The sequence below is a fragment of the Aeromicrobium chenweiae genome (assembly GCF_003065605.1).
Taxonomy (GTDB): domain Bacteria; phylum Actinomycetota; class Actinomycetes; order Propionibacteriales; family Nocardioidaceae; genus Aeromicrobium; species Aeromicrobium chenweiae.
On sequence record NZ_CP026952.1, the window covers coordinates 2,712,457 to 2,735,673 of the forward strand.

Genomic DNA, 23,217 nt, shown 5'->3' on the forward strand with positions numbered 1-23,217 from the left:
CGAGCCGTCTGCCCGGTCGAAGGATCAGCGGGCGCGCAGCCCGTCGAGGACGACGGCCAGCAGATGACCGGCGCGCGCCTCCCGCTCGGCGTCGTCCAGGCGGGTGAGGTAGCCGACCAGCAGCACCACGTCGCGGGCGTCGACGTCTGCGCGCAACGACCCGTCCGCCCGGCCCGCCGCGAGCAGCACCTCGATCGCCTCGTCGATCGGGCCATGGCTGCCGGCGATGAGGTCGGACCGCGAGGCGGCCTCGATCACGTTGAACACACCGTGCTTGACGTTCGCGTAGTCGGCCAGACGGTCGAACCACAGCCGCAGCGCCTCGACGGGCAGATGATCGCGCAGCAGGGCCGGCGCGAGAGCGCAGAGCTCGTCGACGTCCGCGCGGTACACCTCGAGCAGCAGTGACTCCCGGTTCGGGAAGTGCCGGTAGAGCGTGCCCTGGCCGACGCCCGCCTCCTTCGCGATCGCGTTGAGACGCAGGTCGCCCGACCGCGTCACGGCACGGCGGGCCGCAGCGATGAGGCGCGCGCGGTTGTCCTTCGCGTCTGCGCGCAGAGGGGCGTCAGCCATGACGGGTCGATCCTCCTTGATAACCGGACACGTGTCCGATACGGTCGATGACGTAAGTGGACACGTGTCCAGTCTAGCCAATGGGAGATCACCATGTCAGACACCACCACCGCCCTCCAGGGGAAAGTCGTTGCCATCACCGGCGCCAGCAGCGGCATCGGGGAGGCCACCGCTCTCCTGCTGGCCGAGCGCGGAGCCACGGTCGTGCTCGCTGCACGACGCACCGACCGACTCGACACGATCGCGGCCGGCATCACCGCACGCGGCGGGCAGGCCGCGGTCCTGGCGACCGACGTCACGCAGCGCGCGGACCTCGTCGCTCTCGTCACCCTCGCCACTGAGCAGTTCGGGCGCCTCGACGCCCTGGTGAGCAACGCCGGCATCAGCAAGATCGGCCCGGTCGACGAGATCGACCTGGACGGGTGGGACGCCATGATCGACGTCAACCTGCGCGGCGTCCTCAACGGCATCGCGGCGGCCCTGCCGGTCTTCCGCAGCCAGGGCCACGGGCACTTCGTCACGACGGTGTCGACGGCGGGGATCAAGATCACGCCGACCATGGCCGTGTACGGCGCCACCAAGAACGCGGTGCGGACACTGATGGAGGGCCTGCGCCAGGAGTCCACCAGCGGCGGGCTGCGGACGACCTCCATCTCCCCCGGGTACGTGCGCACCGAGCTGGCCGGCTCGATCGACGACCCCGCGAGACGCGCTGAGGTCCAGGCCGGCATGGACAGCTTCGCGATCGCACCGGAGGCCGTGGCTCGCGCGATCGCGTTCGCCCTCGAGCAGCCGAGCGACGTCGAGATCGGCGACCTCACCATCCGGCCGACGACGCAGGGATGAGCGGTCGATGAGAGGGAGATCGGTTGCGGGGGCTCGGGCGCGTCAGCACGGGTCTGCTGGTCGTCGGCGTCGCCCGTGTGCTGTTCGAGAACGAGACCGTCACCGGCTCGGTGTCCAGGCAAGCGGTGATCAGCCACGGGCTGGTGCGGCTCGGCTCCGCGCCGCGTTCTCACCGCTGGGAAAGACCGTCGATATTACCTGTGGTCGCGGCAAAAGGGTGTCGGTGGCGACGTCTAGGTTTGAGGTATGGCCACCACGAGAGCCTCGACCACCCAGTCGCTGTCGGATGCCGTACGACGGCAGGCCATGGCCGAGGCACACACCATCGTGGCGATGCTCGACTACCGCGATGCCGAGCTGGCCCGTACCGCGGTGATTGAGTCGTCGCTTCGGCGCAAGATCGAACGGTCCGCGATCGCGTTGACGATCGGTGAGGCCACCGGCATGTCCGAGGCACAGATCCAGCTGCGACTCTCGATCGCCGACCGGGTCCGCGACAAGACACCACAGGTGTGGGAAGCGTTCGTCGGCGGGCTCATCGACTTCTCCCGGGTTCGTGACATCAGTGCCGCGATCGAGAAGCTGCACCGCGAGGAGTCCGTGGCCCGGCTCGAGAACCGGGCCATCGCCTACGCGACCGGCCACACCGGCACCGAGCTGCGCCAGTGGTTGCGGCGGTTCGTCCAGCGGGTCGAGGCCGACCTCGCTGTCGAACGGGCCGACGCCGCTCGGGCCGACCGGCACGTGGCCGTTGCTCATGGGGATGACTCGATGTCGTGGCTGAACGCCTATCTTCCTTCCCACGAAGCAGCCGCCATCGAGGCCCGGCTGCGCAAGGAAGCCCGCAAACCCGCAGCTGATGACGATGACCGCACCGTGGCCCAACGTGAAGCGGACCTGCTGGTCGCCTGGTGCACCGATTCGGAGGCCGCCACCAGCGCGATCGACGCGAACATCGCCGTCACCGTCGGGGCCGACGTCCTCGCCGGCGTGGTGCCCGGGTTCGCCGAGTCCACCGACGGCTGCTGGGCCGTCCCCGCACCATGGCTGGCCGATGTAGTCGCGACCGGTGGCACATTCTGGCACCGCATCATCGTCGACCCCGTCCGCGACGACGTGCTGTCGCACGAATACATCGGGCGCTTCGCCCCCGACACCCTCGCCGTCGCGCTGCAGTTCCTGCACGGTGTCTGCCAAGCACCCGGATGCATGGTCCCGGCCGAACGCTGCGACCTCGACCACCGAATACCGCATCCGGTCGGTCCCACCACCGGCGACAACATGGGACCGCTGTGTCGAAGACACCACAACCTCAAGGGCCACGGTCTGCTCCACTGGTCCACCAGCCCACCAGCCGAGCTGATCGTCATCGAGCTCTACGCGCCGACGCCCACCGTCGAGATGGAGTACGTCGCCGCCTGACCCGGTCCGACGACGAGCTCTCGGACCGCACCCTGGCCGCCGCACGGCCCTGGCGGTGGTCCATACTACGAAGGTGTCGACCTCCTCTGAGGTGGCCCACGCGGACGTGGTGTAGTTGCAGCACGCTTCCCTTCCAGGGATGGAGTCGAGGTTCAAATCCTCGCGTCCGCTCCACATTCCTCCGCCCGGCACCTGCGCCTTCCGGCGCACACGGAGACGAATGACAGCGCTCCGGCTCAGCCAGTTCTGTAGCGGCGCTCGACTGCGGCCGTCACGAGACCCCACTCGCTCGACGCCACCCGATCGACGACCTCGGTCATGGCACCGCCCTCTCTCCGCATCACCCGTCGACGCCTCGTCGACCGTCACACCGTCGATGATCCCGCGCGCCGTGACCAAGATCCCAAAGGTCGGCCACATGCCGCCCGCACGTCGACGCCAGGTCGGGCAGCCAACATGCTCGGAGCAGGCGACACGCCCTCCGTACGCGAGAACTCCCTCTGACCTGCGGAAACGCACCGATTCAGACGTTGAAGCGGAACTCCACGACGTCGCCGTCGGCCATGACGTACTCCTTGCCCTCCATGCGCACCTTGCCCTGCGCCTTGGCGGCGGCCATCGAGCCGGCCTCGACCAGATCGTCGAACGAGACGATCTCGGCCTTGATGAAGCCGCGCTCGAAGTCCGTGTGGATGACGCCGGCGGCCTGCGGCGCGGTGGCGCCCTTGGGGATCGTCCACGCGCGCGACTCCTTGGGGCCGGCGGTGAGGTACGTCTGCAGCCCGAGGGTGTCGAAGCCGACCCGCGCGAGAGCGTCCAGGCCGGGCTCCTCGACGCCCATGTCGGCCAACATCTCGGCCCGCATCTGCTCGGCGTCCTCGTCGTCGCCCAGCTCCACGAGCTCGGCCTCGGACTTCGCGTCCAGGAAGATCGCCTCGGACGGGGCGACGAGCTCGCGCATGCGCGTCTTCAGGTCCTCGTCGCGCAGCTCGTCGAGATCGCAGTTGAACACGTAGATGAATCGCTTGGCGGTCATCAGGTGCAGGTCGCGCAGCAGGTCGAGGTCGAGCCCCGCCTTGAGCACGCCGGTGCCGGCCTCGAGCGCCTCCTTGGCCTTCTTGGCCTCCTCGAAGGGCGCGACGAGCGACTTGTCCTTGCGGGACTCCTTGTCCAGGCGCGGCAGGGCGTTGTCGATGGTCTGTAGATCGGCCAGCGCGAGCTCGATCGAGATCGTCTCGATGTCGTTGGCGGGGTTGACGTCGCCGTCGACGTGCGTGACGTCCTCGTCGCGGAACACGCGGGTCACCTGGCACAGGGCGTCGGACTCGCGGATGTGGGACAGGAACTTGTTACCCATCCCCTCGCCCTCGGACGCGCCCCGGACGATGCCGGCGATGTCGACGAACTGGACGGTCGCGGGCAGGATCTTCTCCGACCCGAAGATCTCCGCCAGCTTGGCGAGTCGGTGGTCGGGCACCCCCACGACACCGACGTTCGGCTCGATCGTCGCGAACGGGTAGTTCGCCGCGAGCACGTTGTTCTTGGTCAGTGCGTTGAAGAGGGTCGACTTGCCCGCGTTGGGGAGTCCGACGATGCCGATGCTGAGAGCCACAAGGGACGATCCTACGTGCTCACGGGTGGTCGAGGCTAAACGCCCGGAGCTCCTTGTCGTACCAGTCCGACCTCAGGCCGAGATCCGTCATCCCGAGGCGCCGGCAGACCGCCTGCGAACGGACGTTGTCCACGTCCGTCACGGCGTACACCTGGGGCATCCCTGCGGCGAACGCCCGCTCCACCAGTGCGGTCGCCGCCTCGGTCGCGTACCCGTGCCCCCACGCGTCCGGGTGCAGGTGCCAGCCGATCTCGTGCTCGTCGCGGTCCGCGCCGCCGCTGGACGGGATCGGGACGAGCAGGGTCATGCCGATGAACGCCCCGGTGTCGCGGCGCTCGGTCGCGAAGAGGGCGGCGGCCGGGTGCTCGCCGGCCCGCTGGCCCGCGCGCTCGATGCGGGCGTACGCCTCGGTGACGTCCTGCATCGGCGTTCCGGTGCCGCTCCAGCGGGCGACCTCCGGCAGGGAGAACAGCCTGAACAGCGCGGAGGCGTCGTCGGGCGTGAACGGACGCAGGTGCAGGCGCTCGGTGGTGATCGTGTCCATGCCTCGATCCTGCCCGGTCGGTTCACACTTGCGGGTCCAGGCCCGGCGCGCGCGTCCCGCGAGTGGCGCAGTTCGTCCCCCGAGTGGCGCAGAACTGGACGACGCGCCGTCTCACTTCCTTCACCTTGCGCCACTCGCGGATGAGGGGGCCGTGCGACCCGGGCGGAGCCGAGGACGCCGTGGCTAGGCTGCGAAGCATGACCGTCATCAAGATCAACGCCATCACCGTCCCCGAGGGCGCCGGCGACGAGCTCGCCCACCGCTTCGCCGCTCGGGCCGGCGCCGTCGACGACGCACCGGGATTCGAGGGCTTCGAGCTGCTGAAGCCGACCGACGAGCGGACGCAGTGGCTCGTGCTGACGCGCTGGGCCAGCGAGGACGACTTCCAGGCGTGGGTCAGCTCACCGTCGTTCGCCGAGGGCCACCGCACGGCCGCCGAGCGCGCCGGCGGCGACGCCCCCCGTCCCGTCTCGACCCACAGCGAGGTCTGGAGCTACGAGGTCGCCGGCGGCTCCAAGGGCTGAGCCCGCCCCGCGAGTGGCGCATTCCCGTCGCCGAGTGGCGCAGAAGTCGACGACACGCCGTCTCAGATTCTTCATCTTGCGCCACTCGCGGGCTGGGGGGAAATGTCGGTGCGGGCGGTCATCCTTTTGTCATGGACGCCTTCCCCCTCCTCCTCACCGCCCTCCTCGCGCTGGTCGCCGGCCTGTCGATCGGCTACCTGCTCGGCGGACGCCGTGCGCCCAGCGCCTCGGCGCACGACCTCAGCCTCTCGACCGCGGCGACCGCGCAGGCCGTCGAGCCGGTCAAGGAGAGCCTCGACCGGTTCGGTGAGCGGCTGCGCCAGCTCGAGGCGAGCCGCATCGAGTGGCACACCCAGCTGCGCGAGCAGGTGGACGCCGTGCGCCTGACCAGCGACTCGCTGCGCAAGGAGACCGCGTCGCTGGCCACCGCCCTGCGCCGCCCCCAGGTCCGCGGGCGCTGGGGCGAGATGCACCTCAAGCGCACGGCCGAGCTCGCCGGCATGCTCGACCGCTGCGACTTCGACCTGCAGGTCAGCGTCAGCGACGGCGACTCGGTGCTGCGTCCCGACATGGTGGTGCGGCTGGCCGGCGACAAGCGCGTCGTCGTGGACTCGAAGGTCCCCCTCGACGCCTACCTGGACGCCGTCCAGTCCGAGACCGAGGCCGAAGGTGCCGAGCACCTGCGCCGGCACGTCCGCCAGGTGCGCACCCACATCGACCAGCTCGCGGCGAAGTCCTACTGGTCGCAGTTCGACCAGGCCCCCGAGTTCGTCGTGCTGTTCGTGCCCGGCGAGTCGATCCTGTCCGCCGCGCTCGAGGCGGAGCCGACCCTGCTCGAGTACGCCTCGGCCAAGAAGGTCGTGCTGGCCACCCCAACGACCCTCATCGCCCTGCTGCGCACGGTGGCCTACGCCTGGACCCAGGAGCAGCTCGCGGCCAACGCCCGCGAGATCCAGACCATCGCCCGCGAGATGTACGACCGCATCGGCAGCGTCGCCGGTCACGTCGACAAGCTCGGCCGCTCCCTGGAGAGCACCGTCAAGTCGTACAACGACGCCGTGAGCTCGATCGAGTCACGATTCCTCGTCACCGCCCGTCGTTTCAACGCGTTGCACGTGTCCGGCACCCCGGTCGAGTCGCCCAGGCTCGTTGAGTCGACACCCCGTTCATTGACCGCTCCTGAGCTCGTCGATGAACTAACGTCTTAGCCATGACGCAGGCGGTGTCCCGCACACCAGCACGTGTGGCCCGGTACGACCTGAGTGCCGGCCAGGTCCTCGTCGCGTCCTGCGTCGCCATGGCTGCGGTCGTCCTGCTCGACCTGATGGACGGCCGGCTCGGCCTGCTCTACTCGGTCGGCTTCGTCCTGATCGTGATCACCGCACCCCTCAGTGTCGACGTGCGGGGGCTCTTCCCCACCGGGGTCCTGCCGCCCGTGCTGATGATCGTCAGCCTGCTCGCGGTGTGCCTGTTCGAGCCGGACGCGATCCAGGTCAACGGGATGGCCAAGGATGCCAGCACGATCGCGCGCCTCATCGCGGGCACGATCGACCACGGCCTGACGCTCGTGATCGGCCACGGCCTGGCCATCGTGCTGATCGCCCTGCGCATCATCGGCGCCCCCGAGCGCTGACTCCCCCTTCCCAGATCTGCGGGGTCGTGCACGGAAACTGCCCCGTGGAAGCGTGCAGGAGCCCGCACATCTGGGCGGGTGTGCCGGTCAGCCGGTGACCTCGTCGATGTAGCACCAGCGCCAGGCCTCGCCCGGCTCGAAGCTGCGCATCACCGGGTGGTCGGTCTCCTTGAAGTGCGCGGTCGCGTGCCCCTGCGACGAGTCGCAGCAGCCCACGTGACCGCACGTCATGCACAGCCGCAGGTGCACCCAGCTCGTGCCGTCGCGCAGGCACTCCTCGCACCCCTTCGGGGTCCTCGGGTCCGGCACCACGGTCGCTGCCGCCAGGTGCTCGCACGAGCCGTCCAGGTCGTACGTCGGACGCAGCTCGGTCGTGCGGCCGGCGGTCGTCTCGCCCTCGGACAGCCGGTCGAGGATCGACTCCTCGACGTCGAGCGCGTTCATGAGGCGGGCCAGCACGGACTGGTCGACCGTGCCGAGCGCGCGGATCCGCAGCAGCTCCTGGCGCTCGCGATCCAGCATCTTCGCGCGCAGCCGTGAGTACTGCGCGCTCGGCGTCTCGGCACCGCCGAGGCGCTCCCACACCGCGTTCGTGCGGTCCGTCGCGCGCGACCGCAGCCGCTCCATGACCGCCTCGGGCACCGTGCCCTCGACCTCGTCGTCGAGGTACCGCATGCCGGCATCCGTCACCGCCTGGAAGACGGTCGCCTCCTGCAGGTTGTCCTCGTGCCGGTCCGGTCCGGGCACCTTGAGCAGGCGCACGAGCCACGGGATCGTCAGCCCCTGGATCATGAGCGTGCCGACGGTGACCACGAACGCCATCAGCACGAGCACCTCCCGCTGCGGCGTCGACTCCGGCAGCAGGAAGACCGCAGCGAGCGTCACCACCCCGCGCATCCCGGTCCACGCGACCAGGAACGCCGACTGCGGCGTGGGACGCTGCTCGTTCTCCGCGACGCCTGGGATGAGCCGTGGCAGATACGTCGCGGGGAACACCCACACGATCCGCACGACGATCACCGTGACCAGGACCGCGGCGCACGACAGTGCGATGCGGGTGGCGCTGAGGTCCGTCCTGCTGATGTCGTCGACGATCGAGCGGATCTGCAGACCGATCAGCAGGAACACGGAGTTCTCGAGGACGTACGAGATGGTGGCCCAGTTGGTCCGTTCGAACAGCCGGGACGCGCCGGACTGGATGATCGGCGAGCGGTGCCCGAGGATGATGCCGGCCACGACGACGGCCAGCACGCCCGACGGCTGGGAGTCGATGCCAGGCACGCGGACCTGCTCCGCCGGGAGGTACGCGATCCACGGCGTCAGCAGCGACACCGAGACGTCCGTGACCTCGTCCCGGATGTACCGCCGGATGCGCCCCACCACCAGGGCCACCACGACGCCGATCGCGACGCCGCCGATCGCCGACACGGCGAAACCGCCGCCGACCTGCCAGACGCTGACCGACCCCGAGATCGCCGCGATCGACGTGCGCAGGGTGACGATGGCGGTCGCGTCGTTGACCAGGCTCTCGCCCTCGAGGATCGTGACGCTCCGGCGCGGCAGGCCGATCTTGCGGGCGATCGCGGTGGCCGCCACGGCGTCCGGCGGAGCCACCACGGCTCCGAGCGCGAAGCCCACGGCCAGCGGGACGTCCAGCAGGGCCGAGACGAGGAAGCCGACGACAACCGTGGTGAACAGCACCAGGCCGACGCTCAAAAGGCCGATCGGCCTGATGTTGGCCTTGAAGTCGATCAGGGACGTCCGGATGGCCGCGGCGTACAGCAACGGCGGGAGGAGGCCGAGCAGGACGATGTCGGGCGTGAGGCGGATCTCGGGGAACACCGAGATGTACGACCCGATGATGCCCACGACGATCAGCACCAACGGCGGGGACAGGGCGAGCTTGTCCGCGACCGCGGCGACGGCGACCACGACGGCCAGCAGCGTCACGAGGGTGAGTGCGATGTCCACCGCATCATTGTCTCAGCCACGGGAAGGGCCGCCCGCTCGCTCGCGCGGATCCGCAGACGGTCGTACGGTGAGGAGACGTCACCAGTTCCGGGGGGAAGCCTGCCATGACCGTTCTCGTCCGCCGCACCCGTTCGATCGTCGCCGTCGCCGCCGCCGCGGCCCTCGGAGCCACGCTGGTGGGGGTGGCCCCGCAGGACGCGCGGGCGACCGCCTCCGCCCCCGCGGGTGGCGCCACCGCGTACGGCCGAGGCGGAGCGGTCAGCTCGGTGGACGCGAACGCCAGCCGCATCGGCGTCGAGGTGCTGCGCAAGGGCGGCAACGCCGCGGACGCCGCTGTCGCGATGGCCTCGGCCCTGGGCGTCGCGGAGCCGTACAGCGCGGGCATCGGCGGAGGCGGCTACTTCGTCTACTACGACGCCCGGCACCGCAAGGTCAACACGATCGACGGCCGGGAGACCGCGCCGGCGGGCATCAAGCCGGACGCGTTCGTCAACCCGGCGACGGGCCAGCCGTACACGTTCACGCCCGACCTGGTCTCCTCCGGAGTCGCGGTCGGCGTCCCCGGCACGGTGGCCACGTGGCAGTCCGCGCTCGACCGCTTCGGCACGCGGTCCCTCGCCCGGACGCTCGCTCCGTCGATCGAGCTGGCGCGCCAGGGCTTCGTGGTCGACGACACCTTCCGCAACCAGACCCTGGACAACAAGGCCCGTTTCGCGGCGTTCCCCGACACGGCCAAGCTGTTCCTGCCCGGTGGGGACGCCCCCCGGGTCGGCACCCGGTTCCGCAACCCCGAGCTCGCCCGCACCCTGTCCCGCATCGCCGCGCAGGGTCCGGACGCGTTCTACCGGGGCCCGCTGGCCGCCGAGATCGCCGACGTCGTGCAGCACCCCCGCAAGGATCCCGCGTCGGCGTTGCCGGCACCCGCGGGGTCGATGACCACGCGCGACCTCGCGACGTACCGGGTCCGCAAGCAGGACCCGACGAAGATCACCTACCGCGGCCTGTCGGTGTACGGCATGGCACCGTCCTCGTCGGGCGGCACCTCCGTCGGCGAGGCACTCAACATCCTGGAGAACCATCGCCTCGGCGGTGGCTCCCGCACCGCCCGCAGCCTGCACCTGTACCTGGAGGCGTCCGCCCGCGCGTTCGCGGACCGCAACGCGTACGTGGGCGACCCCGCGTTCGTCGACGTCCCGACCAGGACACTGCTGAGCCAGCGCTTCGCGAACTCCCGCGACTGCACGATCGACCCGAGCCAGGCCTCGCCCAAGCCGGTCGCCGCGGGCGCCCTGGACGGCAGGGGCTGCGGGACCCGATCCGCCGCCGAGAAGCCGGACACCGAGAACGTGTCGACCACGCACCTGTCGGTCGTCGACCGATGGGGCAACGCCGCGGCGTACACGCTCACGATCGAGCAGACCGGCGGATCGGCCATGACGGTGCCCGGACGTGGCTTCCTGCTCAACAACGAGCTGACCGACTTCACCGCGGCGTACGACCCGAAGGACCCGAACCGCATCGCCCCGGGCAAGCGGCCGCGCTCGTCGATGGCGCCGACGATCGTGCTGGACAAGGGGAAGGTCAAGTACGTCGTCGGCTCCCCCGGCGGCGCCACGATCATCACCACCGTCCTGCAGATCCTGCTCAACCGGATCGACCTGGGCATGACGCTGCCGCAGGCCGTCGCGGCGCCCCGCGCGTCCCAGCGCAACGCCGCCACGACACCGGCCGAGCCGGAGTTCATCGCCGCGTACGGGGACGCGCTCGCGCCGTACGGTCAGCGGCTCGTGCCCTCGGGCGACCAGTTCACGTCCGCGGCCGAGATCGGTGCCGCGGCGACGATCGAGGTCGGACGCCACGGCCGGATGGTCGCGGCGGCGGAGCCCAGGCGGCGCGGCGGAGGCAGCGCCCAGGTCGTCCACCCGCAGCGGTAGACGACCGCGGCGGGCCGCCTACTTGTAGGCGACCCCTGCGGCCTTCATGTCCTTGCGGAGCTCCGGCGGCAGGGCGAAGATCAGGCTCTCGTCGGCGGTGCGGACCGCGTCCGCGTCAGGGTGGCCGTGGTCGGCGAGGTATCCCAGGACCTGCTGGACGAGGTCGTCCGGCACGGAGGCCCCGGACGTCACGCCGACGGTCTGCACGCCGTCGAGCCACGCCTCGTCGATCTCGGAGATGTCGTCGATCCGGTAGGACGCCTTCGCGCCGGCCTCCAGCGCAACCTCGACCAGACGGACCGAGTTGGAGGAGTTGGCCGAGCCGACGACGATCACCAGGTCGGCGTTCTTGGCGATCTCCTTGACCGCGACCTGGCGGTTCTGGGTGGCGTAGCAGATGTCGTCCGACGGCGGGTCCTCCAGCTGCGGGAACTTCGCGCGCAGCCGGCTGACGGTCTCCATCGTCTCGTCGACGCTCAGCGTGGTCTGCGACAGCCACGACAGCCGGGTGCCCGGGGGGAACTCGAGGCCGTCGACGTCGTCGGGGGTCTGCACCAGCGTGATGTGGTCGGGAGCCTCGCCGGCGGTGCCCTCGACCTCCTCGTGCCCCTCGTGCCCGATCAGCAGGATGCGGTAGCCGTCGCTGGCGAAGCGTCGGGCCTCGTGGTGCACCTTGGTGACGAGCGGGCACGTCGCGTCGATCGTCTTCAGCTGACGCTCCGCGGCCTCGGCGTGGACCATCGGGGAGACCCCGTGCGCGGAGAACACGACCGTCGCGCCCTCGGGCACCTCGTCGAGCTCCTCGACGAAGATCGCGCCGCGGGCGGCGAGGTTGTTGACCACGTGCTTGTTGTGCACGATCTGCTTGCGCACGTAGACCGGTGCGCCGTACAGGTCGAGCGCCTTCTCCACGGTGATGACCGCTCGGTCGACGCCGGCGCAGTAGCCGCGCGGGTCGGCGAGCAGCACGCTGCCGCCGACCGGGGGCATGCCAAGGGAGACCTGGGAAGACATGCCTCCATCCTAGGTGACAGGCAGTGAGCCTCCACATGACGCGACGATCCTCACACGTGATCGACAGGCAGTCCCTTGGAAAGGCCTGTAATGTCGCTGCGTTGGCTCCCCCGGGCCACGCTGCGCACGCGCCGAGGCCCGTCACGTTCCGCAGAAATGTCAAGAACTCGAGACGGGCATGGAAGACCCAGCACGGCGGCTCCACCGGAGCCTTTGGGGTTAATCGAAGTTCTCGACAGGCAACCTTCGCGCCTGAACCCGACAGGTCATCTTTCACAGGCGTGCACGAAGGAACCCACTATGCGCACGTACACACGTGTCCTCGCGACCCTGTTCACGGCCCTCGTGGTCGTCCTCACCGGACTGAGCAGCACCGCGAACGCCAAGACCTCCACACACACCCGCGCCGACACCGTCCTCAAGCAGGCGGCGAAGCTCAAGGGCAAGCCCTACAAGTGGGGCGGCGCCGGACCGCGCTCGTTCGACTGCTCCGGCTACGTCCAGTACGTCTACAAGAAGGCCGGCAAGAAGATCGGCCGTACCTCCGGCGCCCAGCTCAAGGGCAAGCGCATCGCCAAGGGCAAGAAGAAGGCCGGCGACATCCTGGTCTTCCGCCGCGGCGGAAGCGCGTACCACTCGGCGATCTACGCCGGTGGCGGCAAGATGTGGGAGGCCCAGCGCACGGGCGTCCCGGTCGGCAAGCACAAGATCTGGTCCAAGGGCTACGTCGTGGTCCGTCCCGGCGGCGGCAGCACCACCGTCAAGATGACCAGCAACAACAAGGCCGTCAAGACGGCCATCCCCGGCACGCACTCGTAGTCGTACCCCACCTCTAGGGTGATCGCATGGCCCTGGAGACGACTGCGGACGCGCCCGCCCCGCTGCGGCAGATCTCCCAGCTGCTCGACGGGTACGTCGCCCGTCTCGGCGCCGTGTGGATCGAGGCCGAGATCGCCTCGCTCACACGGCGCCAGGGCATCTGCTTCCTGACGCTGCGGGACCTGCAGGCCAAGGTCTCGATCGAGGCCAAGTGCCACGTGAGCGTGCTCGACGCCTCGCAGGCCCCCATCACCGAGGGCTCGCGGGTCGTCGTGCACGCCAAGCCGGTGTTCTACGCCCCCCGCGGGAGCCTCGCTCTCGAGCTGCGGGAGATCCGCCCGCAGGGCGAGGGCGAGCTCCTGGCGCAGCTGGAGCGGCGCAAGCGACTGCTCGCGGCGGAGGGGCTGTTCGACCCGCGGCTCAAGAAGCCCCTCCCGGTCCTGCCCCGCGGCATCGGGCTGGTCACCGGCAAGAACTCCGCGGCCGAGCGCGACGTCCTGCAGAACGCCCGGCTGCGCTGGCCGGACGTGCGGTTCGTGGTCCGCCACGCGCTCATGCAGGGCAACGACTCCGCCCGCGACGTCATGAAGGCGCTGGCCGAGCTGTCGTCCGACACCTCGGTCGACGTGATCGTGATCGCCCGCGGCGGTGGGTCGATCGAGGACCTCCTCCCGTTCTCGGACGAAGGACTGGTCCGTGCGGTCCATGCCTGTGCCGTCCCGGTCGTCAGCGCCATCGGGCACGAGCCCGACACCCCGATCCTCGACCTGGTCGCCGACCTGCGTGCCTCGACCCCGACCGACGCGGCCAAGCGCATCGTTCCCGACGTGCGCGAGGAGCTCGCCGCCGTCGCCACGATGCGCGAGCGGGCGTTCGGCGCGGTGCGTGCCCGGCTGGAGCGCGAGCAGCGCGGCCTGGCCGACCTGCGCTCACGCCCCGTCCTCGCCCGACCCGCGACGCTCGTCGAGGCCGAGGAGACCCGGCTGCACGACGTCCGCGACCGGGCCCGGCGCTCCCTGGGGCACCGGCTCGATCGCGCCGGCGACGAGATCGGCCACCACCTGGCCCGGGTGAGGGGGCTGTCACCGTTGGCGACCCTCGAGCGCGGCTACGCCGTGGCGCAGCTGCCCGACGGCAACGTCCTCACCTCGATCGCCCAGGTCGGCGTCGACGCCGAGCTGACGGTCCGGGTCGCCGACGGCACGATTCGTGCCCGCTCCCACGGCACCGAGCCCGCCCACCCCGCAGACATCCCCCTGCCCACTGAGGAGACCGACGATGACTGAGAACACCCCGGAGATCCCCTACGAGCAGGCCCGCGACGAGCTGATCAGCGTCGTCCAGAGGCTCGAGGCGGGCGGCACGAGCCTCGACGAGTCACTCGCGCTGTGGGAGCGCGGCGAGGAGCTCGCCGGCATCTGCCAGACCTGGCTGGACGGGGCGAAGGCGCGCCTCGCCGCCGCCTCGAAGACCGCCGGTCAGGACGTCGACAGCGACGAGATGTAGCTCTCGACGGTCTTGCGCGACGCCGAGCTGTTGATGAGCGTCGTGACGCCGTCGTCGCCGCGGACGTAGATCCAGCGACCCTTGGGACCGGAGCGGACCTTCCAGGTCCTGCCGTCGACCTCGGCGGTCCCGGCCGGCTTGCTGCCCTCGGCGAAGCGGTCGACCGCCCGGTCGACGCTGGTCTTGATCTGCTCCAGGCCGATGTAGTCGCCGGAGTCGGTGAACACACCGAGGTGCCACGCCTGCGGGTCGAAGCGGGCCGACCGCGCCTCCCAGCCCTTCGGCAACGACGTGGGGGCGAGCAGCTCGAACGAGGCGGCCGGCCTGGCCTGCTCGACGACCTTCGCGTAGTCGATCGGCTCGATGGTCTTCTCCACGTCGTTGGTGAAGAAGATCCTGCCGAAGGCCCAGACGACCAGCACGATGAGACCGATCACGGCGACCGAGCGCAGGACGTCACCCATCGAGGGATTGCCCCGGGAGGAAGCGGGCGAGCTCATCGGCATCCTTTCGCGAGGTCGGCGCGTCCACCATACGGGGCCGCTCCCCGCCACCGTCCACGAGACTGCGTCCACGCTGGCTGCGTCCGGGGACCGCTACGATGACCCTGTGGACAGCCTCAAGCCCGCCGCCCAGGCGCCTGACCGAAATCTCGCCCTCGACCTGGTCCGCGTGACCGAGGCCGGAGCCATGGCCGCCGGACGGTGGGTCGGACGCGGTGACAAGAACGGTGCCGACGGCGTCGCGGTCAACGCGATGCGCTCGCTCATCAACACCGTGCAGATGAACGGCGTCGTCGTCATCGGCGAGGGTGAGAAGGACGAGGCGCCGATGCTCTACAACGGCGAGCACGTCGGTGACGGCACGGGCGCCGAGACCGATGTCGCGGTCGACCCGATCGACGGCACGACGCTGACCGCCAAGAGCCTGCCCAACGCCGTCTCGGTCATGGCCGTCGCCCCGCGCGGCTCGATGTACGACCCGTCGGCCGTGTTCTACATGGAGAAGCTCATCGCCGGCCCGGAGGCCGCCGACGTCGTGGACATCCGCCTGCCGGTCGCCGAGAACATCGCGCTGGTCGCGAAGGCCAAGGGCATCTCGCACAGCGACGTCACGGTCTGCGTGCTCGACCGGCCGCGCCACCAGGGCCTCGTGGACGAGATCCGGGCCGCCGGCGCGCGCATCAAGTTCATCATCGACGGCGACGTCGCCGGCGGCATCACCGCAGCGCGTCCCGACACGGGCGTCGACCTGCTGGTCGGTGTCGGCGGCACCCCCGAGGGCATCATCACCGCGTGCGCGATCAAGGCGATCGGCGGCGTCATCCAGGGCAAGCTGTGGCCCATCGACGACGACGAGCGTCAGCGCGCGATCGACGCGGGCCACGACCTGGACCGTGTCCTGTCGACCAACGACCTCGTGAACGCCGACGACTGCTTCTTCGTCGCGACCGGCATCACGGACGGCGAGCTGATGAACGGTGTCCGCTACGGCGCCGGCAAGGCGTACACCGAGTCCCTCGTCATGCGTTCGCGCAGCGGCACGATCCGCAAGATCACGAGCGAGCACCAGCTGGGCAAGCTCAAGGCCTACTCGGCCATCGACTACGAGCACTGATATGTCACCGTGGTGAGATGACCCGGTCCGGAGAGCTGTTCGCGTCGCTGCCCTCGGGCATCGACATCTGCTACGAGACGTTCGGCAGCCCCGACGATCCCGCCGTCCTGCTCATCATGGGTCTCGGCGGTCCGATGGGCTGGTGGGCCACCCCGTTCTGCGAGCAGCTGGCCGAGCGTGGCTTCTTCGTCATCCGCTACGACAACCGCGACACCGGCCGCTCGACCAAGCTGGCCCAGTACCGGGTGAGCCGCGCCGACATCGTCCGGGCGTTCCTGCACCTGCCCGGTCGCGCCGGGGTCACGCCGCCGTACACGCTCAGCGACATGGCCGAGGACGCGATCGGGCTGCTCGACCACCTCGGCGTGGACCGCGCGAACATCGTGGGTGTCTCGATGGGCGGCATGATCGCCCAGACCATCGCGATCGAGCACCCCGACCGGGCGTTGTCGTTGACGTCGATCATGTCGACCACCGGCAAGCGCACCGTCGGCTTCCAGCACCCCAAGGTCCTGCCGGTCCTGCTCTCGTCCCCGGGCAGCACCCGCGACTCGTACACGGAGCGGTCGCTCCGGGGCTCGAAGGTCATCGGCTCCCCCGCCTTCCCCTCCGAGGAGCAGGCCGAGCGTGATCGCGCGTACGAGACGTACGACCGGGGCTGGTCGGCCAGCGGGGTCCGTCGCCAGATGCTGGCCGTGCTCGCCCAGCCGGACCGCACCGCTGCGCTGGGCCGGCTCGACCTGCCGGTCGCCGTGATCCACGGGCTCAGCGATCCCCTCGTGCACCGCTCAGGCGGCAAGGCCACGGCCGACGCCATCCCCGACGCCGAGCACATCGAGATCGCGGGGATGGCGCACGACCTGCCGGCCCAGCTGTACTCCACGTACATCGAGACGATCGCCCGCACGGCGGCCCGCGCAGCACGTTCGGACGACGGCTCGCGATGAGGCACAACCCGGAGTACGCCACCGACGACGAGCGGGTCGTGCGGCGGCTCATCGCGGAGAACCCGTGGGGCATGATCGTCAGTCACCACGACGGCGACCTGGTGGCCTCGCACTACCCGATGCTGCTCGACGAGGACGCCGAACAGCTCACGATCCTCACGCACGTGGGCCGTCCCGACGAGCAGATCCACGGTCTCGGCGAGAGCGAGGTCCTGCTGGTCTTCCAGGGACCTCACGGCTACGTCTCGCCCAGCTGGTACGCCCCCGGGTCGAGCAGGATCCCGACCTGGAACTTCAGCACGGTGCACTGTCACGGCACACCGCAGGTGCTCAGCGACGAGGAGAACCTCGCCGTCCTGACCCGGCTCACCGCGCACTTCGAGCAGCGCGTCGAGGAACCGATGTGGCTCGACCAGGAGTCGGGCGCACAGGTCGCGAAGGGCACGGTGGGCCTGCGGATCCCGATCGACCGGTTCACGACCAAGGTCAAGATGAGCCAGGACAAGGACCCGGTCTCGGTGCAGAGCGTCATCGACCACCTGCGCGCGCCGGGTCCGTACCACCAGCCGTACCTCGCCGACGACATGGAGCGCGCCCGCGCGGAGCACATCGGTCACGCACCTGCGGAACCAGAGGACTGATCTCTCCGCACCTGATCCTCTACGATCGGTTGTATGACGCAGATACGGATCTCGGACGCTGCGCGGTTCCTCGGAGTCAGTGACGACACCGTCCGCCGGTGGATCAGCGGCGGCGCCCTCACCTCCGTCCCTGACGCGTCCGGCCGCATGGCGATCGAGGGCCGGGAGCTCGCGGCCTTCGCGCAGGAGCAGGCGCGCTCCCTCACCGGCCCGGCCGGCCACGCCAGCTCTGCGCGCAACCGGTTCGTCGGTCTCGTGACGGCGGTCAAGGCCGACACGGTGATGGCGCAGGTCGAGATGCAGTGCGGCCCGTTCCGGGTGGTGTCGCTCATGAGCAGCGAGGCGGTCGACGAGCTCGGGCTCGAGCCGGGGTCGGTCGCGGTGGCGGTCATCAAGTCGACCAACGTCATCATCGAGTCGCTGGAGACGTCGACATGAGGTGGCTGCTGGCGGCCGGCCTGCTCCTGACGAGCCTGACGGCGTGCGGCTCGTCCACCGCGGACGACGACGGCGACGGCCGGGCGCTGACGGTCTACGCGGCGGCCTCGCTGAAGACGTCGTTCACCGAGCTGGGCCACCGCTTCGAGGACGCCCACCCGGGCACCACGGTGTCGTTCAGCTTCGCCGGCTCGTCCGACCTCGTCGCCCAGCTCCAGCAGGGCGGCCCCGCCGACGTGCTCGCGACGGCCGACACCGCGAACATGTCCACGGCCGCCGACGACGGCCTCGTCGACGGCGACCCGGTCGGCTTCGCGGCCAACACGCTGGAGATCGTGACCCCGCGGGGCAACCCGGCCGGGGTCGACTCGATCGACGACCTCGCGGATCCCGACCTGCAGGTCGTGCTGTGCGCACCCGCCGTGCCGTGCGGGGCCGCGGCCCGGGACGTCGAGAAGGCAGCCGGTGTCGACGTCTCCCCCGTCAGCGAGGAGCAGTCGGTGACCGACGTGCTCAACAAGGTCGCGACCGGCGAGGCGGACGCCGGCCTGGTCTACGTCACGGACGTCCGAGCTGCCGGGGACTCGGTCGTCGGCGTGCCGTTCGCCGAGTCCGCCACAGTCGTGAACAGCTACCCGATCGCCGCGCTGGCAGCGAGCCGCGACACCGACCTGGCCAGGACGTTCGTCGACTTCGTCACCGGCCCGACAGGGCGTGCCGTCCTCGACGACGCCGGCTTCGCGAGGCCCTAGACATGCCTTCGGCCCAGCAGCACTCCGGCGTCCCCCGGTGGGTGTTCGTCCCCGCGGCGGCGGGGGCGGCGTTCATCGTCCTGCCGCTCGTGGCGCTCGCGACCCGGGTGGAGTGGGACCGTTTCTTGTCCCTGATCGGCTCGGACTCCTCGCAGGCTGCACTCTGGCTGAGCCTGCGCACGTCGGCCGCAAGCACCGTGCTCTGCGTCCTGCTCGGGGTGCCGATGGCCCTCGTGCTCGCGCGGACGTCCTTCCGCGGGCAGTCCGCGCTGCGGTCCGTCGTGCTGCTTCCACTGGTCCTGCCGCCGGTCGTGGGCGGCATCGCGCTGCTCTACACGTTCGGGCGCAAGGGCCTGCTCGGCGAGAGCCTGGACGTCCTCGGCTGGCAGATCGCCTTCTCGACCACCGCGGTGGTCATCGCCCAGACCTTCGTCTCGCTGCCGTTCATGGTCGTGAGCCTCGAGGGGACGCTGCGCACCGCCGGCCAGCAGTACGAGGTCGTCGCGGCGACCCTCGGCGCCCGGCCCACCACCGTCCTGCGCCGGGTGACGCTGCCGCTGGTGCTCCCCGGGCTGGCCGCCGGGGCGGTGCTGTCCTTCGCCCGGGCACTGGGCGAGTTCGGGGCGACCATCACGTTCGCCGGGAGCCTGGAGGGCGTCACCCGGACCCTGCCGCTGGAGATCTACCTGCAGCGCGAGAGCGACCCGGACGCCGCGGTGGCGCTGTCGCTGCTGCTGGTCGTCGTCGCGGTCCTCGTCATCGGGCTCGTCCGTGGCGGACGGGGGGCGACGGCGTGACCCTGCACCTGGACGCCACGGTCACCGCCCGCGACGTACGACTGACGTTCGACCTCGCCCCCGGCGAGACCGTCGCCGTCCTGGGTCCCAACGGATCGGGCAAGTCAACGCTGCTGGCCGCGATCGCCGGCATCCTGCGTCCCGATGCCGGTGCGGCGACGCTCGACGGCACCTGCCTGTTCGACGTCGCCGCCGGCACCTGGCGTCCGCCGCACGCCCGCGGCACGGCCCTGCTCGCGCAGGACCCGCTGCTCTTCCCGCACCTGAACGTCCTGGACAACGTCGCGTTCGGACCACGCAGCGCAGGTCGCTCGCGGAGCGAGTCGCGCACCCTCGCCCGCACCTGGCTGGCCGAGGTCGACGCCGAGGAGCTCGCCGACCGCCGGCCGGCCCGGCTGTCCGGCGGCCAGGCCCAACGGGTGGCGATCGCCCGAGCGCTGGCGGCCGAGCCGCGGCTGCTGCTGCTCGACGAGCCCATGGCCGCCCTCGACGTCACGGTCGTGCCCGCGATGCGGCAGGTGCTCAAGCGGGTGCTGGCGGGACGCAGCGCGGTCGTCGTCACCCACGACGTCCTCGACGCGCTGCTCCTCGCGGACCGGGTCGTGGTGATGGAGGGGGGACGCGTCGCGGAGTCCGGCCCGGCCAGGGACGTGCTGGCACGTCCGCGCAGCACCTTCGCCGCGGGCATCGCGGGGCTCAACCTGGCCCGCGGTGTCGTGGAGGACGGTGGCGTCCGCACGCCGAGCGGGCTGCTGGTCGCGGGCCTGCACGGCGACGACCCCGTGCCCGAGCGAGCGGCGGCGGTCGCGGTGTTCAGCCCCAGCGCCGTCAGCGTCCATCTCGAGCGTCCCGGCGGCAGCCCCCGCAACGTGCTCGCCACGACGGTCCGCGAGCTGGAGCCGCACGGGTCCCAGGTGCGGGTGCAGACCGACGAGCTGAGCGCCGAGGTGACCGCCCCGGTCGTGGCCGAGCTCGACCTGGTGCCCGGGACGCCGGTGTTCCTCGCGGTCAAGGCGAGCGAGGTCTCGATCTACGCAGCCTGAGCCCGGGGTCAGGCGCGGGTGAGCACCGTGGTCATCGTGTAGTCCTTCGCCGGACCGGTCACGTCCCACCTGACGTCCCACCGGTCCGGGTCGACCACCTCGACGCGGCCGACGTACGTGTCGGGGGCGCACGGGTGGACGACCTCGTCCCCGGGGGCCCACGGGTGGAAGTCGCGGCCGTCCTCGAACGTCACGAACCACGCGCCGTCGCGCAGCTCGACGAACAGCACCCGGCTGACCGGCAGCACCAGCTCGCCCGTCCGCAGCGTCCCCTGCTCGCTCCAGCGCACGCGACCGTCCGCCTCCAGCGCGAGATCGGTGGTGCCCTCGACCGTCGACCGCTCCGACTTCAGCCGGTCGTCGATCGTGCGGGCCATCGTCCAGGCGCCGGTCAGCGCGGTCGGGGCGGGAGCAGGAGGCACGAGTCCACCCTAGGACGGCGGCTATCGTGACGGCATGACCGGTGCGACCTGGCGTCGTCGCGACGACGGCGCAACCGAGCTGCGTGTGAACGGCGTCTTCGTGATGGACGACCGCGAGACCTCGTCCGAGCGGGAGCTGGCCCGTCAGGTCGTCGACCTCGGTGCGGCGGAGATCCTCGTCGGCGGCCTCGGGCTCGGCTACACGCTGCGCGAGCTCCTGGCCGCGGACACCGTCGGGCGGGTCGTGGTCGCCGAGCTGCAGCCCGAGATCGCGGGCTGGATGCGTGACGGGACGCTGCCGGGAGCCGACCTGCTCGCCGACGCCCGCACCGAGCTCGTCCTGGACGACGTGCGCACGGTGGTCGCCGACCAGCCGCCCGCCTCGCTCGACGCGATCGTGCTCGACGTCGACAACGGCCCGGACTTCCTCGTCCACGAGGCGAACTCCGGGGTCTACGAGTCGACGTTCGTGCGCACCTGCGCGGAGCGACTGCGCCCGGACGGGCACCTGTGCGTGTGGTCGATGGACGACTCCCCCGCCCTGCTGGACGCGCTGGCCGCGGCGTTCGAGGACGTGGCGACGCGGAGCATCCCCGTCCGGCTGCAGGACCGCGACGAGCGCTACTGGATCCTCACGGGCTCCCGGCCCACCGGCAGCGCTATCGTGCGGGCATGACCGAATACCGCATCGAGCACGACACCATGGGCGAGGTCCGCGTCCCCGCCGACGCCCTCTGGCGCGCCCAGACCCAGCGAGCCGTCGAGAACTTCCCGATCTCCGGCACCCCCATCGAGTCCGCCCAGATCCGCGCCCTGGCGCAGATCAAGGCCGCCTGCGCGAAGGCCAACGCCGAGCTCGGCATCCTCGACCAGGACGTCGCCGACGCGATCATCGCGGCCGCCGACGAGGTCTCGACCGGCGCGCACGACGCACACTTCCCGATCGACGTCTTCCAGACCGGGTCGGGCACGTCGAGCAACATGAACACCAACGAGGTCATCGCGACCCTCGCCACGAAGGCGCTGGGCAAGGACGTCCACCCCAACGACCACGTCAACGCCTCGCAGTCGAGCAACGACGTCTTCCCGACGTCGATCCACGTCGCCGCGACCGCGTCCGCGACCAACGAGCTGATCCCCGCGCTCGACCACCTCGCGACGTCGCTCGAGGCGAAGGCGCAGGAGTTCGCGAGCGTCGTGAAGTCCGGCCGCACCCACCTGATGGACGCCACGCCCGTCACGCTGGGCCAGGAGTTCGGCGGCTACGCCGCGCAGATCCGCCGCGGCATCCAGCGCGTCGAGGCCTCCCTCCCGCGTACGGCCGAGGTCCCCCTCGGCGGCACGGCGGTCGGCACCGGCATCAACACGCCGATCGGCTTCCCGCAGCGCGTCATCGAGATCCTCGCCGCCAACACCGGCCTGCCGATCACCGAGGCCGTCGACCACTTCGAGGCGCAGAGCGCGCGCGACGGCCTGGTCGAGATGTCCGGCCAGCTGCGCACGATCGCGGTCAGCCTGACGAAGATCTGCAACGACCTGCGCTGGATGGGCTCGGGCCCCCGCACGGGCCTCGGCGAGATCGCCCTGCCCGACCTGCAGCCCGGCTCGAGCATCATGCCCGGCAAGGTCAACCCGGTCCTGCCCGAGGCGACGCTCATGGTGGCCGCCCAGGTCATCGGCAACGACGCCACGATCGCGACCGCGGGAGCGTCCGGCTCGTTCGAGCTCAACGTCATGCTGCCGGTCATCGGCCGCAACATCCTGGAGTCGATGCGCCTGCTCGGCAACGCCTCGCGCGTCCTCGCCGATCGCTGCATCGACGGCATCACGGCCAACGTGGAGCGCTGCCTCGAGCTCGCCGAGTCGTCCCCGTCGGTCGTCACCCCGCTCAACCGGCACATCGGCTACGAGAACGCCGCCAAGATCGCCAAGCAGGCGGTCAAGGAGCAGAAGACGATCCGTCAGGTCGTCATCGAGTCCGGCTACGTCGAGCGCGGCGACATCTCCGAGGCCGACCTCGACCAGGCCCTGGACGTCATGAGCATGACCCACCCCTGACGCCACCCTCCCGTCCGCTGACGGGAGAGTTAGGTCCGCCCACGGGAGAGTTGGGTTCCCTGACGGGAGACCTAAGTTCTCCCCTCAGCGGGCGGAAACCTCCC

The 23,217-nt window shown here is 70.6% G+C and carries 25 protein-coding genes and 1 tRNA gene; 19 read left to right on the top strand and 7 right to left on the bottom strand.

What is annotated here, in order from left to right:
• Window positions 1–24 precede the first annotated feature (24 nt).
• On the bottom strand, window positions 25–573 hold the full coding sequence (locus tag C3E78_RS13110) for a TetR/AcrR family transcriptional regulator (protein WP_108579082.1): 549 nt from the start codon (window positions 571–573) through the stop codon (window positions 25–27).
• A gap of 93 nt (window positions 574–666) precedes the next feature.
• On the opposite strand from C3E78_RS13110, the gene C3E78_RS13115 reads away from it, so the two are divergent.
• The 3 genes from C3E78_RS13115 to C3E78_RS13125 all read left to right on the top strand — a co-directional run bounded on the left by C3E78_RS13115 (window position 667) and on the right by C3E78_RS13125 (window position 3,015).
• The gene (locus tag C3E78_RS13115; protein ID WP_108579084.1) at window positions 667–1,419 is read left to right on the top strand and encodes an SDR family oxidoreductase; all 753 of its coding nucleotides are present in this window, start codon (window positions 667–669) and stop codon (window positions 1,417–1,419) included.
• Between the two features lie 246 nt (window positions 1,420–1,665).
• Entirely contained in the window at window positions 1,666–2,841 is a 1,176-nt protein-coding gene (locus C3E78_RS13120; RefSeq protein WP_108579086.1) for an HNH endonuclease signature motif containing protein, read from the top strand.
• 100 nt (window positions 2,842–2,941) lie between these two features.
• A tRNA-Gly gene (locus C3E78_RS13125) sits at window positions 2,942–3,015 on the top strand.
• A gap of 349 nt (window positions 3,016–3,364) precedes the next feature.
• On the opposite strand, the gene ychF is transcribed toward C3E78_RS13125, so the two are convergent.
• Both ychF and C3E78_RS13135 read right to left on the bottom strand, forming a co-directional pair.
• Window positions 3,365–4,453 carry a redox-regulated ATPase YchF gene (gene ychF / locus C3E78_RS13130; protein WP_108579088.1) on the bottom strand — a complete coding sequence of 363 codons (1,089 nt, stop codon included), beginning with the start codon at window positions 4,451–4,453 and terminating at the stop codon, window positions 3,365–3,367.
• Between the two features lie 19 nt (window positions 4,454–4,472).
• Entirely contained in the window at window positions 4,473–4,997 is a 525-nt protein-coding gene (locus tag C3E78_RS13135) for a GNAT family N-acetyltransferase (RefSeq protein ID WP_108579089.1), read from the bottom strand.
• 197 nt (window positions 4,998–5,194) lie between these two features.
• Here C3E78_RS13135 and C3E78_RS13140 point away from each other — a divergent pair, with 197 nt between their 5' ends.
• The 3 genes from C3E78_RS13140 (at window position 5,195) to C3E78_RS13150 (ending at window position 7,154) form a co-directional block, all read left to right on the top strand.
• Window positions 5,195–5,521, top strand: coding sequence for an antibiotic biosynthesis monooxygenase family protein (locus C3E78_RS13140; RefSeq protein ID WP_108579091.1), 327 nt, complete (start codon window positions 5,195–5,197; stop codon window positions 5,519–5,521).
• 131 nt (window positions 5,522–5,652) lie between these two features.
• The gene (locus C3E78_RS13145; protein ID WP_108579093.1) at window positions 5,653–6,729 is read left to right on the top strand and encodes a DNA recombination protein RmuC; all 1,077 of its coding nucleotides are present in this window, start codon (window positions 5,653–5,655) and stop codon (window positions 6,727–6,729) included.
• A gap of 2 nt (window positions 6,730–6,731) precedes the next feature.
• A complete protein-coding gene (locus C3E78_RS13150) occupies window positions 6,732–7,154 on the top strand; it encodes a DUF6542 domain-containing protein (RefSeq protein ID WP_135804811.1) in 423 nt (140 codons plus the stop codon).
• Between the two features lie 87 nt (window positions 7,155–7,241).
• On the opposite strand, the gene C3E78_RS13155 is transcribed toward C3E78_RS13150, so the two are convergent.
• On the bottom strand, window positions 7,242–9,125 hold the full coding sequence (locus C3E78_RS13155; protein WP_108579097.1) for a Na+/H+ antiporter: 1,884 nt from the start codon (window positions 9,123–9,125) through the stop codon (window positions 7,242–7,244).
• Window positions 9,126–9,229: 104 nt separating this feature from the next.
• Here C3E78_RS13155 and ggt point away from each other — a divergent pair, with 104 nt between their 5' ends.
• On the top strand, window positions 9,230–11,059 hold the full coding sequence (gene ggt, locus C3E78_RS13160; RefSeq protein ID WP_108579099.1) for a gamma-glutamyltransferase: 1,830 nt from the start codon (window positions 9,230–9,232) through the stop codon (window positions 11,057–11,059).
• A gap of 18 nt (window positions 11,060–11,077) precedes the next feature.
• Here ggt and C3E78_RS13165 read toward each other — a convergent pair whose 3' ends face one another.
• On the bottom strand, window positions 11,078–12,073 hold the full coding sequence (locus C3E78_RS13165) for a 4-hydroxy-3-methylbut-2-enyl diphosphate reductase (protein ID WP_108579101.1): 996 nt from the start codon (window positions 12,071–12,073) through the stop codon (window positions 11,078–11,080).
• Between the two features lie 300 nt (window positions 12,074–12,373).
• Between C3E78_RS13165 and C3E78_RS13170 the strand changes: the two genes are divergently transcribed.
• The 3 genes from C3E78_RS13170 to C3E78_RS13180 are packed head-to-tail and all read left to right on the top strand — an operon-like array spanning window position 12,374 to window position 14,398.
• A complete protein-coding gene (locus C3E78_RS13170; RefSeq protein WP_108579103.1) occupies window positions 12,374–12,892 on the top strand; it encodes a C40 family peptidase in 519 nt (172 codons plus the stop codon).
• A 26-nt stretch (window positions 12,893–12,918) separates the two neighbouring features.
• Window positions 12,919–14,178 (top strand): exodeoxyribonuclease VII large subunit, encoded by a 1,260-nt coding sequence (xseA, locus tag C3E78_RS13175; RefSeq protein WP_108579105.1) that lies wholly within the window; start codon window positions 12,919–12,921, stop codon window positions 14,176–14,178.
• Window positions 14,171–14,398 (top strand): exodeoxyribonuclease VII small subunit, encoded by a 228-nt coding sequence (locus C3E78_RS13180; protein WP_108579106.1) that lies wholly within the window; start codon window positions 14,171–14,173, stop codon window positions 14,396–14,398. Before xseA ends, C3E78_RS13180 begins: the two co-directional genes overlap by 8 nt.
• Here the strand turns inward: C3E78_RS13180 and C3E78_RS13185 are convergent.
• Window positions 14,371–14,898 (bottom strand): DUF4245 domain-containing protein, encoded by a 528-nt coding sequence (locus C3E78_RS13185; RefSeq protein WP_159085895.1) that lies wholly within the window; start codon window positions 14,896–14,898, stop codon window positions 14,371–14,373. The genes C3E78_RS13180 and C3E78_RS13185 overlap by 28 nt on opposite strands.
• Window positions 14,899–15,007: 109 nt before the next feature.
• Here C3E78_RS13185 and glpX point away from each other — a divergent pair, with 109 nt between their 5' ends.
• The 7 genes from glpX to C3E78_RS13220 are packed head-to-tail and all read left to right on the top strand — an operon-like array spanning window position 15,008 to window position 20,633.
• On the top strand, window positions 15,008–16,015 hold the full coding sequence (glpX, locus tag C3E78_RS13190; protein WP_108579110.1) for a class II fructose-bisphosphatase: 1,008 nt from the start codon (window positions 15,008–15,010) through the stop codon (window positions 16,013–16,015).
• Between the two features lie 17 nt (window positions 16,016–16,032).
• Window positions 16,033–16,962 (top strand): alpha/beta fold hydrolase, encoded by a 930-nt coding sequence (locus tag C3E78_RS13195; protein ID WP_108579111.1) that lies wholly within the window; start codon window positions 16,033–16,035, stop codon window positions 16,960–16,962.
• Entirely contained in the window at window positions 16,959–17,603 is a 645-nt protein-coding gene (locus tag C3E78_RS13200) for an FMN-binding negative transcriptional regulator (protein ID WP_108579113.1), read from the top strand. The genes C3E78_RS13195 and C3E78_RS13200 overlap by 4 nt, the downstream gene beginning before the upstream one ends.
• Before the next feature lie 33 nt (window positions 17,604–17,636).
• Window positions 17,637–18,041, top strand: a complete 405-nt coding sequence (locus C3E78_RS13205; RefSeq protein WP_108579115.1) for a TOBE domain-containing protein — start codon at window positions 17,637–17,639, stop codon at window positions 18,039–18,041.
• Window positions 18,038–18,793: a molybdate ABC transporter substrate-binding protein gene (modA, locus tag C3E78_RS13210; RefSeq protein ID WP_108579117.1), complete on the top strand. Its 756-nt coding sequence runs from the start codon at window positions 18,038–18,040 to the stop codon at window positions 18,791–18,793. The genes C3E78_RS13205 and modA overlap by 4 nt, the downstream gene beginning before the upstream one ends.
• Before the next feature lie 2 nt (window positions 18,794–18,795).
• Window positions 18,796–19,590 (top strand): ABC transporter permease, encoded by a 795-nt coding sequence (locus C3E78_RS13215; protein ID WP_108579119.1) that lies wholly within the window; start codon window positions 18,796–18,798, stop codon window positions 19,588–19,590.
• Window positions 19,587–20,633 (top strand): sulfate/molybdate ABC transporter ATP-binding protein, encoded by a 1,047-nt coding sequence (locus C3E78_RS13220; RefSeq protein ID WP_108579121.1) that lies wholly within the window; start codon window positions 19,587–19,589, stop codon window positions 20,631–20,633. The genes C3E78_RS13215 and C3E78_RS13220 overlap by 4 nt, the downstream gene beginning before the upstream one ends.
• A gap of 8 nt (window positions 20,634–20,641) precedes the next feature.
• Here C3E78_RS13220 and C3E78_RS13225 read toward each other — a convergent pair whose 3' ends face one another.
• Window positions 20,642–21,055 (bottom strand): DUF6314 family protein, encoded by a 414-nt coding sequence (locus C3E78_RS13225; RefSeq protein ID WP_135804812.1) that lies wholly within the window; start codon window positions 21,053–21,055, stop codon window positions 20,642–20,644.
• 34 nt (window positions 21,056–21,089) lie between these two features.
• On the opposite strand from C3E78_RS13225, the gene C3E78_RS13230 reads away from it, so the two are divergent.
• Window positions 21,090–21,731 (top strand): spermine/spermidine synthase domain-containing protein, encoded by a 642-nt coding sequence (locus tag C3E78_RS13230; protein ID WP_108579126.1) that lies wholly within the window; start codon window positions 21,090–21,092, stop codon window positions 21,729–21,731.
• Window positions 21,728–23,113: a class II fumarate hydratase gene (locus C3E78_RS13235; RefSeq protein WP_108579128.1), complete on the top strand. Its 1,386-nt coding sequence runs from the start codon at window positions 21,728–21,730 to the stop codon at window positions 23,111–23,113. Before C3E78_RS13230 ends, C3E78_RS13235 begins: the two co-directional genes overlap by 4 nt.
• Window positions 23,114–23,217: the final 104 nt, after the last annotated feature.

Bases quoted from the DNA above. Each gene is read 5' to 3' on its own strand.
- C3E78_RS13110 (WP_108579082.1), bottom strand. From the start codon at position 573: ATGGCTGACGCCCCTCTGCGCGCAGACGCGAAGGACAACCGCGCGCGC.
- C3E78_RS13115 (WP_108579084.1), top strand. From the start codon at position 667: ATGTCAGACACCACCACCGCCCTCCAGGGGAAAGTCGTTGCCATCACC.
- C3E78_RS13120 (WP_108579086.1), top strand. From the start codon at position 1,666: ATGGCCACCACGAGAGCCTCGACCACCCAGTCGCTGTCGGATGCCGTA.
- C3E78_RS13135 (WP_108579089.1), bottom strand. From the start codon at position 4,997: ATGGACACGATCACCACCGAGCGCCTGCACCTGCGTCCGTTCACGCCC.
- C3E78_RS13140 (WP_108579091.1), top strand. From the start codon at position 5,195: ATGACCGTCATCAAGATCAACGCCATCACCGTCCCCGAGGGCGCCGGC.
- C3E78_RS13145 (WP_108579093.1), top strand. From the start codon at position 5,653: ATGGACGCCTTCCCCCTCCTCCTCACCGCCCTCCTCGCGCTGGTCGCC.
- C3E78_RS13150 (WP_135804811.1), top strand. From the start codon at position 6,732: ATGACGCAGGCGGTGTCCCGCACACCAGCACGTGTGGCCCGGTACGAC.
- ggt (WP_108579099.1), top strand. From the start codon at position 9,230: ATGACCGTTCTCGTCCGCCGCACCCGTTCGATCGTCGCCGTCGCCGCC.
- C3E78_RS13165 (WP_108579101.1), bottom strand. From the start codon at position 12,073: ATGTCTTCCCAGGTCTCCCTTGGCATGCCCCCGGTCGGCGGCAGCGTG.
- C3E78_RS13170 (WP_108579103.1), top strand. From the start codon at position 12,374: ATGCGCACGTACACACGTGTCCTCGCGACCCTGTTCACGGCCCTCGTG.
- xseA (WP_108579105.1), top strand. From the start codon at position 12,919: ATGGCCCTGGAGACGACTGCGGACGCGCCCGCCCCGCTGCGGCAGATC.
- C3E78_RS13180 (WP_108579106.1), top strand. From the start codon at position 14,171: ATGACTGAGAACACCCCGGAGATCCCCTACGAGCAGGCCCGCGACGAG.
- C3E78_RS13185 (WP_159085895.1), bottom strand. From the start codon at position 14,898: ATGAGCTCGCCCGCTTCCTCCCGGGGCAATCCCTCGATGGGTGACGTC.
- C3E78_RS13195 (WP_108579111.1), top strand. From the start codon at position 16,033: ATGACCCGGTCCGGAGAGCTGTTCGCGTCGCTGCCCTCGGGCATCGAC.
- C3E78_RS13200 (WP_108579113.1), top strand. From the start codon at position 16,959: ATGAGGCACAACCCGGAGTACGCCACCGACGACGAGCGGGTCGTGCGG.
- C3E78_RS13205 (WP_108579115.1), top strand. From the start codon at position 17,637: ATGACGCAGATACGGATCTCGGACGCTGCGCGGTTCCTCGGAGTCAGT.
- modA (WP_108579117.1), top strand. From the start codon at position 18,038: ATGAGGTGGCTGCTGGCGGCCGGCCTGCTCCTGACGAGCCTGACGGCG.
- C3E78_RS13215 (WP_108579119.1), top strand. From the start codon at position 18,796: ATGCCTTCGGCCCAGCAGCACTCCGGCGTCCCCCGGTGGGTGTTCGTC.
- C3E78_RS13230 (WP_108579126.1), top strand. From the start codon at position 21,090: ATGACCGGTGCGACCTGGCGTCGTCGCGACGACGGCGCAACCGAGCTG.
- C3E78_RS13235 (WP_108579128.1), top strand. From the start codon at position 21,728: ATGACCGAATACCGCATCGAGCACGACACCATGGGCGAGGTCCGCGTC.